At 59.0% G+C, this 12,695-nt stretch carries 8 protein-coding genes; 1 reads left to right on the top strand and 7 read right to left on the bottom strand.

Annotation, left to right across the window (positions count from 1 at the left end; genetic code table 11):
* Positions 1 to 77 precede the first annotated feature (77 nt).
* Entirely contained in the window at positions 78 to 284 is a 207-nt protein-coding gene (rmf, locus tag DKW65_RS06085; RefSeq protein WP_111656415.1) for a ribosome modulation factor, read from the top strand.
* A gap of 76 nt (positions 285 to 360) precedes the next feature.
* Here the strand turns inward: rmf and DKW65_RS06080 are convergent, their stop codons facing one another.
* The 7 genes from DKW65_RS06080 to DKW65_RS06050 form a co-directional block, all read right to left on the bottom strand.
* Complete coding sequence (locus DKW65_RS06080; protein ID WP_111657543.1) at positions 361 to 1,380, bottom strand: quinone-dependent dihydroorotate dehydrogenase; 1,020 nt, start codon at positions 1,378 to 1,380, stop codon at positions 361 to 363.
* 85 nt (positions 1,381 to 1,465) lie between these two features.
* Entirely contained in the window at positions 1,466 to 2,869 is a 1,404-nt protein-coding gene (locus DKW65_RS06075) for a DUF1329 domain-containing protein (RefSeq protein ID WP_111656414.1), read from the bottom strand.
* 31 nt (positions 2,870 to 2,900) lie between these two features.
* Positions 2,901 to 4,994, bottom strand: coding sequence for a DUF1302 domain-containing protein (locus DKW65_RS06070; RefSeq protein WP_111656413.1), 2,094 nt, complete (start codon positions 4,992 to 4,994; stop codon positions 2,901 to 2,903).
* 426 nt (positions 4,995 to 5,420) lie between these two features.
* Complete coding sequence (locus DKW65_RS06065) at positions 5,421 to 7,805, bottom strand: efflux RND transporter permease subunit (protein WP_111656412.1); 2,385 nt, start codon at positions 7,803 to 7,805, stop codon at positions 5,421 to 5,423.
* A gap of 17 nt (positions 7,806 to 7,822) precedes the next feature.
* Positions 7,823 to 8,881 carry a WD40/YVTN/BNR-like repeat-containing protein gene (locus DKW65_RS06060; RefSeq protein WP_111656411.1) on the bottom strand — a complete coding sequence of 353 codons (1,059 nt, stop codon included), beginning with the start codon at positions 8,879 to 8,881 and terminating at the stop codon, positions 7,823 to 7,825.
* A 94-nt stretch (positions 8,882 to 8,975) separates the two neighbouring features.
* A complete protein-coding gene (locus DKW65_RS06055) occupies positions 8,976 to 10,379 on the bottom strand; it encodes a DUF1329 domain-containing protein (protein WP_111656410.1) in 1,404 nt (467 codons plus the stop codon).
* Between the two features lie 28 nt (positions 10,380 to 10,407).
* Complete coding sequence (locus DKW65_RS06050; RefSeq protein ID WP_111656409.1) at positions 10,408 to 12,498, bottom strand: DUF1302 domain-containing protein; 2,091 nt, start codon at positions 12,496 to 12,498, stop codon at positions 10,408 to 10,410.
* Positions 12,499 to 12,695: the final 197 nt, after the last annotated feature.

Below are 12,695 nucleotides of genomic sequence, written 5' to 3'. Positions count from 1 at the left end.
ATGTGGTGCCCCGCGCTTCAACTGACTCGCCAGAAACGTGTACAACGCAAACGTCCAAAACGTATGAGGTACAGTCGATGAAAAGACAGAAACGTGACCGCTTCAGCCGTGCTTACTCCAAGGGCTATAACGCAGGCCTGAATGGCAAATCCCAGGACCTCTGCCCGTTTGACGCCCTGAGTCCCCGCTCAAGCTGGATCAACGGCTGGCGCGAAGGCCGGACCGACCACATCCACGGCTTCACCGGCGTCGCCAGTGTACAGAATCTGAAGAATATCGGCTGACTACTCAGCACAGACATACAGCACCCCTTCACCAACGCGCGCAAGCGCTACTCAGGGCCCCTCCAGGGCCCTTTCCTTATTCAGGCCGCTGATCCTTTGGCCAGGCCCGCACTATGTCGCCCACCAGCCCCGGGCCACGGTAGATCAGCCCGGTGTACACCTGTACCAGATCTGCGCCCAGGCGCTGCTTGTCCAGCGCGTCCGCCGCACTGAGGATGCCGCCCACGCCAATCACCGGAATGCGGCCATTCAGGGCGTCTGCCATATGCGACAGCGCCATGTCAGACAGCGGCTTCAGAGGCGCGCCACTGAGGCCGCCCTGCTCGTCACCGTGAGGCAGGTGCGCCACGCCGGGCCGGGTGACCGTGGTGTTACCCACCGTCACACCATCCATGCCGTGGGCGACAAACGCCTCGGCCATGGCGGCCAGGCTCTCAGCGTCATTGTCGGGGGCGATCTTGATGACCAGCGGCACACGGCGACCGGCACGCTGATCCAGCGCCGTCTGGCGCTCACGCAGGGTCTCCAGCAGGCGAGCCAGGGCATCACCGTGCTGCAGGCTGCGCAACCCCGGGGTATTGGGCGAAGACACATTGACGACCACATAAGAGGCCTGCTCGTGCACCCGGTCCAGGCACAGCAGGTAGTCGTCCACCGCCTGCTCCACCGGGGTGAAGACGTTCTTGCCGATATTGATGCCGAGGATGCCGTCGAAGCGGCGCTTGCGCACCGCCGCCATGAAGTAGTCCAGGCCGTGGTTGTTGAAGCCCATGCGGTTGATCAGCGCATCGGCCTGCGGTAACCGGAACATGCGCGGCTTCGGATTGCCCGGTTGCCCCTTGGGGGTCACGGTGCCCACTTCGATAAAGCCGAAACCGAGGCTGGCCAGTCCGTCGATACAGTCGCCATTCTTGTCCAGACCTGCGGCCAGACCCACCGGGTTGGCGAAATCCAGCCCCATCACCCGCGTCGGTCGTGCGGGCACGCGCGTGGGGTACAGATGCCCCAGTCCACGGCGCAGGGCCGCAAGCGTCATATCATGGGCGCGCTCCCCGGACAGGGAGAACAGAAGCGGACGGGCGAGCTCGTAAAGCATAAAAAAACACCGGGTCAGAATGACCCGGCGCATTATAGGCGCCCCGGAGGGCGCCAGCCAGCGTGCCCGAAGGCACGGTGCGATATCAGTTACCGCGACGGCGCAGACCGGCCGGGCTGAAGTGCGAGTCACCCGGGTAGGCACGATCAAAGATCAGGTTGTTCGAGGCCTCGTTGGTCAACTGCTGCACATGGTAGCGGCGCGAACGCAGGTCGTGGAACACGTCCATGGCGGTCCACTGGGTCGGCACTTCATAGAAGTTCTTGATGTGCGCGATGCTGACCCGCCACAACTCATCACGACGGTCATACTGATCAATCACGGCAATCTGCCAGGAGTCCGCGTCGATGTAGAAGGTGCGGCGCTCGTAGATATGGCGCTGGCCCGGTTTCAGGGTCGCTTCGACAACCCAGACACGATGATTCTCCCAACGCACGTGGTCCGGATTGATATGGCCAGGCATCAGGATGTCTTCGTACTTGAGATCCGGGCTGTCCAGACGATAGTTGTTATAGGGAATGAACATCTCTACCGGCTGGTCATGCACCAGACGCCAGTCGTAACGATCCATCGCGCCGTTGTACATGTCTGTATCATCGGCGGTACGCAGACCATCGGCCGCAGAAATCGGCTGATCGTAAGCCACATTGGGCGAACGCTGCACACGGCGGGTCCCTTCGTTATAGCCCCAGGCCTGGCGAGCCTGCTTCTCCTGGTCGAGGTATTCATGCACCAGCGTTGCGCCACCGGCCAGACGTGCCGGCGCCAGCGTCTCGGAGATAAAGTAGAAGATGACATTATCCAGCTGGGCTTCGGACAGTTCCGGGTTGTAGTAACGGAAATACACTTCCTGTTGCGATGTCACCAGCGTGTAGCGGCCATTACGCTGCACGGCTACTTCTGAAGCACGGCGCACGACGTACTGGCCACGCCAGCGCAGAATATGGTTCCAGATGGCCTGACGTGCTTTTTCTTCGTTACTGCCGTGCAGGATCGGGAACGGAATACCGCCGAAGGCACCGGAAACACCGCTGTTGCCGAGCTGCGCGGAGCTGGCGTTGGATTTGGTGTTGTTATACACCCACTGCGGTGCCGAGGTGGTCCGGCGACTCTGGTACACATTGAGCCGGAAGGTATCCGGATAGGTCTCGAGCAGTCCCTTCACACCCAACGGCACGCGGTCTGCATAGTCGGAGACATTGTTCTGATCGATGGTCAACAGTATCTTATCCCCGGGAAAGGGATCGGGATGATGCTGACCCGCGCGCGTATAGGAAGAGGGTTTCAGGGAATCAGGGAAACCGGTCCACTCGGGAATCGTCAGGGGCGAGCCTGCTTCACCGCCGTTACCGGCCTTTACGGCGCCAAAGGGCGTGAGGGAATCGCCCAGTTTTGCCGCTTCCTGTGACGACACCGCCGCCTGCGCCTGTCCCGCCAGGGACAGGGCGAATGCCAGTGCGCCACCCATCATCATCGTCTTGTTAAGCATTGTCGCTCTCCGTTTCTTGTTACCCTGACGCTCAGAATGAGTACTTGGCCGTCAGGGAGGCGTTATTGCGATCACGCAATTTGTTGCTGTAACCGGCGCCCCAGAAGGCCGTGCCGGATAGTCCTACTTCGAAGTTGGACCGGTAGATAAAGTTCAGTGCCACGGTACCGGCGCGGCGATTCTCCATGAAATTTCCACCAAGTGGCGAGTTCCCCTGGACGTCATGGGCAAAGAACAGCACTGGCTGCATGGTCACACCGGCAAAAATGTCGTTATAGGTGGCCCGCACAGCGGCACGATAGCCCCAGGAAAAGTCATCCAGGTAGGTCTTGAAGGGATCATCGGGCGTCCGGATCTGCGACTCGGCCAACGAGATGGCCGCCGTCGAGTTGTAGTGCAGAGGGCTGCCATCCGCTGCCCGGTTGTCCAGGCCGCTGATATACTCGGCACCCAACTCCACCAGCATCAGCAGGTCATCCGTGCCAAGGCGCGGCCCGAAGTTGAAGATGTTCACCAGCGAGGCATTAAATGTCTCCACTTCGTCGTAGGCATAGTAGAACTGCCCTTCCACGACTTCCGTGCCGGCATCCAGGCAGCTGCCGCCGATGCTCTCGCGCACACAGTGATTGGTCAGATCGCCCACCACCGGCGTCGTTCCCTGCAAACCGGCCTGAGCGGCGACCACCGCCAGATTCTGGATCAGGTTATCACCAACCTCATTGATGATCGGCTGTTTGGGCCGATAGGCCAGCTCACCGGACAACGCCATGGTGCCAATATTGGAACTGAAGCTGATACCGAACATGTCGATGTCGTCCAGATAGACCATGGCGTATTCGGTGTTGTCGATGGTTTCGGCGACATCCCGTGCAGCGCCCTGCGGGTTAAGCAGCGTGTTGGCGAGATTGCCGTCCTGATTGATGCGATTGAAGCGCGCACCGACCACCGGCAATTTGGTATGGGTACGGGTGTAGTAGAAACCGAACTCCGTCCCCCCCAGCTGGTCAGCGAAATAGCGAAACGCCAGGCCGAACTGGCCATCGTCACTGGCCTGCTGATCCGCACCGCGATTGACCGTCACCTGGGTCTGCTCGTACTGGTAGACGGGTCCGGAGGGGCCGTAGGTCGCATTGGTATAGTTGGCAAAGCCATCCGCGATGTCCGAACCCGTCGGCAAAACGCCAGGTAACGGCAGCGGCACCAGCTCTGCGAGCTGTTCTTCCACCACTCGACCCACCAGACGACCATCGACCACAACATTGTTGGCGCCGCGGCCCGGGAACGCATCATGCGTGGAGAAGAATGTGCCCACCGGCGCATCTTCCGTGTTTTTCCACTCGAACTGATAGAAAGCTTCGGCGGTCAGGTTCAGGGTCACACCGTATGAGGCGAATACCGAGGCCAGCGGCAACAGGGCCTCCTTGATCTCGGCACCAGGCAGCCGAAGTGTGGCCAGCTCAATGTAGTTCGCCGTATTGATGCCGTTCTGAATAAACAGTGCCTCGCCCCAGTTGATGACCTGGCGGCCTGCACGAATCTGCAATGGGCGGTCAAACAGATCGAAGTTGCCGAACGCATAAGCATCAAGCAACCGGGTCCGGCGACCCGCATCAGAACGCGCCTCACGCGTGAAGCGACTGCCTGCGCCGTTATTGGCATAGTCCGACTGAATGGCATAACGGTTGATACCATTGACCTCGAAGGGCGCAGAAGCGATCAGCGTGCCGCCATCGTGACCACGGTCCATGATGACCGTATCGTAGAAACTGGTGCCCCGCACGAAGACACCGTAATCACGATAACTGAGCGAAAGCTCGGGCGTGATCTTGCCCACCAGCGACGCCAGCCCCGTGTCAAAGTTGTTGTTGGCGTCGTTCTTGTTCAGCTGGGTGCTGTAACCGCGCTCGGCCATCAGCAGCACTTCCTCGTTGGCCAACAACTCGCGATTGCCGCTTTGCGTCCGCCAGAGGGCACCCACCGACAGCGTGGTATTCAGGCTGCCACTCCAGTCAGGATTCTGAAAATCAAACTCGAACCCCTGCGCGGACTGTATTGGGGCCAGGCCAAATGACAGCAATGCCACAGCGGCAGCCAGCCGAGTTGGTTTGAAAACCGGACATGCCATGATGCAAGCCTCCGTCAACGTTGTAGCGTTTTACGCTTGTTGTTATCGGCCCTGCCTGCTTCGGCTTTTGTGATTCTTTACCTTGACTCTTTGCCGCAACAAGGGACCTCACACCGCCAATTCAAAAGCAAAGTGATGCGCCGAACCACAGCGAAGAGTGACGTTTTGTTGTCTTTTGTTTGTGCGAAAAAGCGGTGTTTTTCAGGAAGATGCGGCGAACAAGTCGGTGAAAATGCGGTTTCCTGCGCCGCACCGGAAAGAAGGCGGGATTCAATTCGTTACATGCGCTACAGATGCAGATACATGCGGGACGCTGGATGACATCGGGCGATGTCAACGAATAAAAAAAGCCGACCCGGAAGGGTCGGCTTTCTGATATCCACGTCGCCGCGCCCTGACGGGCGCGACTCGTTGGTCACACAGGTGTCAGCCTGCCTTGCCCACGTTCCTGTCCTCAGGCTTGAGCAGGAAGCGCGCCAGCGCTGGCAACAGCCAGAGGGCCCCGATCATGTTCCAGAGGAACATGAAGGTCAGCAGGATGCCCATATCCGCCTGGAACTTGATGGACGAGAACACCCAGAAGATGACACCCACCGCCAGTGCCAGGCCGGTAAAGGCAACCGCCTTGCCCGTGGTCTTGAGGGTTTCGGCGTACGCCTCCTCAAGTGACAGGCCCTGCTTGAGGTAGAGCGACAGACGGTTATAGATATAGATACCGTAGTCGACCCCGATGCCCACACCCAGTGCGATCACCGGCAACGTCGCCACCTTCACACCGATACCCATCCAGGTCATCAGTGCCTGGCACAGGATCGACGTCAGCCCCAGCGGGATAATGATACACAGCACGGCCCGAATCGACCGGAAGGCAATCAGACAGAGTATCGAAACCACCAGGTAAACCAGCGCCAGCATGCGGTACTGACTCTCCGCGATGGTCTGGTTGGTGGCCGCTTCAACACCGGCATTGCCGGAAGCCAGCTTGAACTCGATCACGTCAGGATCATTGTGCTGCTCGGCATACCGCGCCACCCGATCCGTCACCCGGTCCAGTGTCTCGGCACGGTGGTCATCCAGGAACACGTATACCGGCGTCACGCTGCAATCCAGGTTGTAGAGCGAATCGGGCATGAAGATCATGGCGTTATTGAGCGCAAACTGATCACGCGAGATCGTCGCCCATTTCAGGTTGCCCTCGTTGGTATTGGCGCTGATCATCTTCGCCGTCGAGGCGATGCTCGTCACGTCCTGTACGCCCGGCAACTGATGCAGCTCCCAGCTCAGATCGTCGATCTGCTGCATGGCCTCATAGCTGTTACAGCCCTCCAGCGGCGTCTTGCCGATCACCACCAGCACATCGGCGCTGACACTGTAATTGGAGACCAGTATGTTCACATCGTGGTTGTACTGATAACGGCGCTCAGGAACATAGCCCCGGGGACAATCACGCGTTTCACACGGATCAGGCCACAGTTCCGGTGCACCCTTGTCCAGGTCACCGATCTGGATATCCTTCGCCACCCACATGCCGCCGGCATAACCGACAGCCGCCAGCAGGATGGAGGCAGCCGCCCAGCGCGTGCGGGTGAAGCGGGTAAAGAAATTCGACAGCGGATGGGCACCGTCGCGCTTGACCTGGATCTTGGTAATGGCACGATCGCCCACACCGATGTAGGACAGCAGGATCGGCACAATCACCAGATTGCTGAGAATAATCACCGCCACACCGACACTGGCAGCAATGGCCAGCTCACGGATCACGCCGATCTCGATGATATACAGCGTCAGGAAGCCGATACCGTCACTGACCAGCGCGACAATGCCGGGCACTGCCAGGGCGGCAAAGGTGGACATGGCTGACGACAGCTTGTCCTGCCCGTCAGCAGCAAAGTTGGACAAGGCATTGACCACCTGGACGCCATGACTCACCGCAATCGCGAAAACCAGGAATGGCACCAGCATCGAGTACGGGTCGATGGTGAAGCCCAGCAACGACACGATACCCAGCTGCCAGATAACGGCCAGGAAGGAGCAGGCGGTCACCACCACCGAGGCACGCAGGCTGCGTGTGTCGATCAACAGCAGCAGCGCGGTCAGGGCCATGGTAACGAAGAAGAACATCGCTACTTCGGCCGCCGCAGCCATCACATCACCGGCCATCTTGGCGGCGCCGACGATATGGATACGGATGTCCGGATACTCCGCCTGATAACGCTCGCGAATATCGTCCAGCGCGGCGGACAACTGCGGAATATCCACGTTCGAATCCGCTGCCAACGCATCCAGCAGGCTGGCGTGCACAATGCTGGAACGGAAATCATCAGCGACCAGGCGACCGACGTGACGCGAACGCAGCACGTTGGTGCGCAATTGCTCAAGGCTTTCCTCGGAGCCGTCATAGGTCGGCGGGATGATCTCGCCCCCTTCGAAACCGTCCTCGGTCACTTCCGCCCAGCGCGTATCCGGTGTCCACAAGGAACTGATGCGCGATGGGTCCACGCCATCCAGAGAGAATACCTCGTCGGTAATCTCGCGCAGCGCCGTCATGTATTGTTCGTTGAAGATGTCCTCGTTGCTGACATCCGCCACGATCACGCGGACATCATTGCCCAGCTCGACATCATTACGATGCTCAAGGAAGTTCTGGATGTAAGGATGATTGATGGGCACCATCTTGCGAACATCGGTATTCACCTTGATGTTCAGCGCTTGCATGCCCAGAAACACGGTCACCGCCGCGAATACAAACAGGACCAGGGGACGAATGGAAAACAGCCCCCGGGCCATTGCGGATGAAAAATTACCCGTCATTATGCTGATCCCCGCCGTTATCGTACGTCTTCAAGCACGCGCACACCGCCCGCGCCGGCTGTGATCACTCCACCCTCTCTGCGGGCGAGCACCGAGGAAATCGTCTGCCGGCCCGGCAGGAAACGCAGTGACAGCATGCTGCCCTGGTCACGACTGGTCATGATGGCACCGGCGTTGCCCACCAGCACAATGGTGCCGTCGGCAAGCACGGTGCCACTGTTGACGCCCGTGCGCACACCGCTGGCGACACGACGCCAGCTGTCACCACGATCCCGACTGAGCCAGACGTTCCCCTGCAGGCCATGAACCAGCAGGGTGCGGGTATCGGAACTGGTAATGCCAAAGAAAGTGCCATGGTAGGGGCTTTCCAGCCGCTGCCAGGTACGACCACGATCACGCGATCGATACAGAGTGCCACGCTCGCCAGCGATGAACAGCGTATCTGCCTCGCCGTCCAGCTGGGCGATGGCATAAAGATGCCAGCCCTCGTCGTCCGGCAGATCACCGGCCCGCAACGTCCAGGTGTCACCCCCGTCGGTGGTTTCCACCATGTAGCCGTAGCCGCCGACCGCTATCGCGCGATCCGCAGAGTCACACCAGACGTCAAGAAGGGGGGCACCGGAGGTATCCACTGCGCCGCCACCCACGTCGTCGTCATAGAAATCATCGTCATCATAGTAGGCGTACAGGTCGTCATCGTCGTAATACTCTTCATCATCGATGACGTCTTCAACGGCCTCACCCAGCTCGTCGCTGTACTGCAGGGCCCAGGTCTGTCCGCCATCACGGGTACCCAGTACCACCGCATCGTGGCCCACCGCCCAGCCATGCTGTGCATCGGCAAAGCACACTGCCGTCAGCAGCACGCCCGAGGGTGTTTCACCCTGCCTCCAGGTGCGCCCATCGTCATCGCTGAAGATGATATGACCGCGATCGCCGACCGCCACAACACGGTCCCCTGCCCGAGCAAGATCAATATAAATAGTCCCGCGCAGAAGCGGATCATCGGCCGACACCGTCTCCGCCTGCGCCACACCAAAAAAGGCCATCAGGCCAAGTGCAACAAGATATCTCATGAACTGATCCAATCCTGAAAAAGCCGGGCACGCAGTGTGCGTGCCCGGCATGAAAAACTACAAGAGTGTGTCCGTTATCATCGTGTATCAGATGTTACCGACCACGACGCCGCAGCGCTGCAGGGTGGAAATACTGATCCCCTGGTGCAGGCTGAGTGAAGTCCAGGTTGGACGGCTCCTCATTGGACAGGAACTGAACATGGTAACGACGGGCACGCAGATCATGGAATGTATCCAGCGCGGTCCACTGGGTCGGCACCTCGTAGTAGTTCTTCACATAGGCGATGCTCACGCGCCACAGGTCGCCACGACGGTCATACTGGTCGATCACACCGATCTGCCAGGAATCTTCATCGATGTAGAACACGCGACGCTCGTAGATATGACGCTCACCCGGCTTCAGCGTGGCTTCCACTACCCAGACCCGGTGCAGTTCCCAGCGGGCATGTTCCGGGTTGATATGGCCCTGCATCAGCAGATCGCTGTACTTCAGCTTCGGATCATCAATGCGGTAGTTGTTATACGGAATGTACATTTCCACCGGCTGGTCATGCAGCAGACGCCAGTTGTAACGCTCCGGGGAGCCGTTATACATGTCCGTATCGTCGGCAGTACGCAGGCCATCGGATGCCGCAATCGGCGTATCGAAGGACAGGTTCGGTGAACGCTGTACGCGACGGGTCCCCGCATTGTAACCCCAGGCCTGACGCGGCAACTTGCGCTGGTCAAGGGTTTCATGCACCAGTACCGCACCACCCGCCAGACGTGCCGGCGCCAGGGTGAAGGACAGATAGTAGAAGATGATGTTGTCCAGCTTCTCCTCTGACAGGTTCTGGTCGTAATAGCGGAAATACACTTCCTGCTGTGAAGTCACCAGCGAGTAGGAACCGTTCCGCTGTACGGCCACCTCAGACGCACGACGCACGATGTAGACACCGCGCCAGCGCATGATGTGGTTCCAGATCACCTGCCGCGCCCGCTCCTCATTGGAGCCATGGGGAATCGGGAACGGCGTACCACCGAAAGCACCTTCGATACCGGTGGGCGTCAGTGAGGCAGTCTGCGCGTTACGCTTGGTGTTTTCATAGACCCAGTCCGGCGCAGAGGTAGTACGACGACTGCGATAGACATTGATCTTGAAGGTATCAGGGTAGGTTTCCATCATCGCCTTGACGCCTTCCGGCAGACGATTGGCGTGTTGCGCCTTGTTCTGGTTGTCGATGGTCAGCAATACCCGGTCATTCGGGAACGGGTCCGGATGATGCTGCCCAGGCTGCGTATAGCTGGACGGAATCATACTGCGATCAAAGCCGGTCCACTCGGGGATACCGTCCGCCGTGTTCACATCGCGGCCGTTGCCGCGCTTGAGACCACCCAGCGGGGTCAGGTCATTGCCCAGGCGCGCAGCCTCCTGTGCGGAGACCCCCGCCTGCACACCGGAAGCGACCGCCAGCGACAGCGCCAGCGCACTTCCAATCAGGGTTATTTTCTTCAGCATGTCACTCTCCGTCAGAATTCTTTTGTTATCAGAATGAGTAGCGTACGGATAAGGAGGCGTTGTTGCGGTCACGCAGCTTGTTGCTGTAACCCGCACCCCAGAAGGCCGTACCGGCGATACCAAACTCCAGATTGTTCTGGTAAGCAAAGTTCACACCCAGGGTCCCCGCTTTACGGTTCTCCATGAAGTTGCCGCCCAGTACGGAGTTGCCCTCGACATCATGCGCAAAGTTGACGAACGGGGCTGCAGAGACACCCGCGAAGATATCGCTGTAGGTGGCACGCATCACAGCACGGTAGCCCCAGGAGAACTCATCCAGATAAGTGCGATAAACATCATCAGGAGAACGCAGCTGTGCTTCACCCAGCTGAATCGCTGCAGTGGAGTTGTAATAGAGACGGTCGCCATCTGCGTTACGGCTGTCCAGACCGCCCGCATGCTCCGCACCCAGTTCCAGCAGGAACACCACATTGCTGGCACCAGCATGTGCCCCCAGATTGAAGATGCTGACCAGCGACGCATTGGTCATCTTCGCTTCATCGTAGGCGTAATAGATGGTGTCACGATCAATGGCCAGATTGCGGTCAAGACAGCCGCCCCCCACGCTGGAGCGCACGCAATGGGGCGTCAGATCACCCACGGTGGCGGTGCCCAGCACCACGCCCTGGGCATTCTGCGCCAGCGCCTGGATCAGGTTATCGCCCACTTCGTTAACGATGGGCTGTTTCGGGCGGTGAGCGATTTCACCGGACAGTGCCATATTACCGATATTGGAACTGAAGCTGACACCGAACATGTCGATCTCTTCAGCGTACTCCATGAAATACTCGGTGGAATCAATCTGCTGCAATACGTTCATGCCGACAACACCCGTCGGATTCACCGCGCCCCAGGAGGCACAATCCGTGAAGGCTCCACCGGTTGCTACTGCGGCAGCAGCGTCACAGCGAGCAGAATCCAGTTCACCAAAGCGAGAGCCGACAACCGGCAATTTCGCATGCGTACGCGTGTAGTAAAAACCGAACTCGGTGCCATTGAGACGATCCGCAAAGTAACGGAATGCCAGGCCGAACTGTCCGCTGTTCTTGGCATCCGCATCACGGGTACGGTTAACCGTAAGCTGCGTCTGCTCATATTGATAACCGTTCATGCCCGTCGGCCCGTAATTGGCCAGCGTATAAGCCGCTGCAGCATCAGCCAGAGCCGGGTTGTTGGAAGCAGCCGCCAGCAAGCGCCCGTCCACGACCACATTGTTGGCCCCGCGACCCGGGAAGGCATCATTGGTGGAATAGAAACTGCCGACCGGAGCGTCCTCGGTATTCTTCCAGTCAAACTGATAGAACGCCTCGGCCGTCAGATTCATGGTCAGACCGTAGGAAAAATACAGGGAGGTCAGCGGCAGCAACGCTTCACGAATCTCGGCACCCGGCTGGCGCAGTGCCGCCAGATCGATGTAGTTGGCGGTGTTGATACCGTTCTGCATGAACAGCGCTTCACCCCAGTTGATCACCTGACGGCCAGCACGCACGGTGAGCGGGCGATCTGCAACCATGAACTCGCCCCAGACGTAAGCGTCAAGGAGCTGGTTACGCTGCCCGGCCCAGTCCTTGGTGGCACGGTTGAAGCGGTCACCCATGCCGTTGTTCGGGTGCTGCGAGAAATCCGCGTAGCGGTTAACCCCGAACTGGGGTGAGGGCGCTGCAGGATTGATTATTCCGCCATCATGCCCGCCCTCCATGATCACCGCATCGTAAAACGAGGTGCCACGAACAAAGACGCCGTAGTTGGAACCGAAATCCAGCGCCAGCTCGGACGTGATCCGCCCGACCATAGAGGCCAGGCCGGTATCGAAATTGTTGTTGCCGTCGTTCTTGTTCAGCTGGGTCGCGTAACCCCGCTGCGCCATCAGCAGCGGATCCTCGATCGCCGCCAGTTCCCGGTTCTGACTCTGTGTCCGCCACAGCGCCCCCGCCGAAAGTGTGGTGTCGAGACGTCCGGAAATGTTCGGGTTGTCGAACTGCAGTTGAATTGCCTGGGCGGGAATTGCCACGGCACCAAATATCGACGCACTGGCGATGGACACCGCCAGACGTGTCTTCAGCATGGTCTTGTTCTTCATTACGCAACTCCGTGATTGCGAGGCGTGTAGCGCTACGCCTTTATGTAGCCTTGTTATTTTGACAATCCGGCCAGAGTTCGGTCGGACCGCTCTCCCTTTGTACCAGACGCCCCGAGGGGGGTGTCTAGGTTTATTTTCGTATATTCAAAACCAAATAGGGTTCGATGGCCACACCTTATGATGACATTTCGGCGTTT

The sequence above is a fragment of the Isoalcanivorax indicus genome, from assembly GCF_003259185.1.
Classification (GTDB): domain Bacteria; phylum Pseudomonadota; class Gammaproteobacteria; order Pseudomonadales; family Alcanivoracaceae; genus Isoalcanivorax; species Isoalcanivorax indicus.
The sequence above is the reverse complement of the archived record's forward strand: the minus strand, read 5'-3'. Positions and strand labels throughout refer to the sequence as shown.

What these genes read in the sequence shown, in the direction of transcription:
- DKW65_RS06065 (WP_111656412.1), bottom strand. Translation starts at nt 7,805, where the DNA reads ATGACGGGTAATTTTTCATCCGCAATGGCCCGGGGGCTGTTTTCCATT.
- DKW65_RS06080 (WP_111657543.1), bottom strand. Translation starts at nt 1,380, where the DNA reads ATGCTTTACGAGCTCGCCCGTCCGCTTCTGTTCTCCCTGTCCGGGGAG.
- DKW65_RS06060 (WP_111656411.1), bottom strand. Translation starts at nt 8,881, where the DNA reads ATGAGATATCTTGTTGCACTTGGCCTGATGGCCTTTTTTGGTGTGGCG.
- DKW65_RS06050 (WP_111656409.1), bottom strand. Translation starts at nt 12,498, where the DNA reads ATGAAGAACAAGACCATGCTGAAGACACGTCTGGCGGTGTCCATCGCC.
- DKW65_RS06070 (WP_111656413.1), bottom strand. Translation starts at nt 4,994, where the DNA reads ATGGCATGTCCGGTTTTCAAACCAACTCGGCTGGCTGCCGCTGTGGCA.
- rmf (WP_111656415.1), top strand. Translation starts at nt 78, where the DNA reads ATGAAAAGACAGAAACGTGACCGCTTCAGCCGTGCTTACTCCAAGGGC.
- DKW65_RS06075 (WP_111656414.1), bottom strand. Translation starts at nt 2,869, where the DNA reads ATGCTTAACAAGACGATGATGATGGGTGGCGCACTGGCATTCGCCCTG.
- DKW65_RS06055 (WP_111656410.1), bottom strand. Translation starts at nt 10,379, where the DNA reads ATGCTGAAGAAAATAACCCTGATTGGAAGTGCGCTGGCGCTGTCGCTG.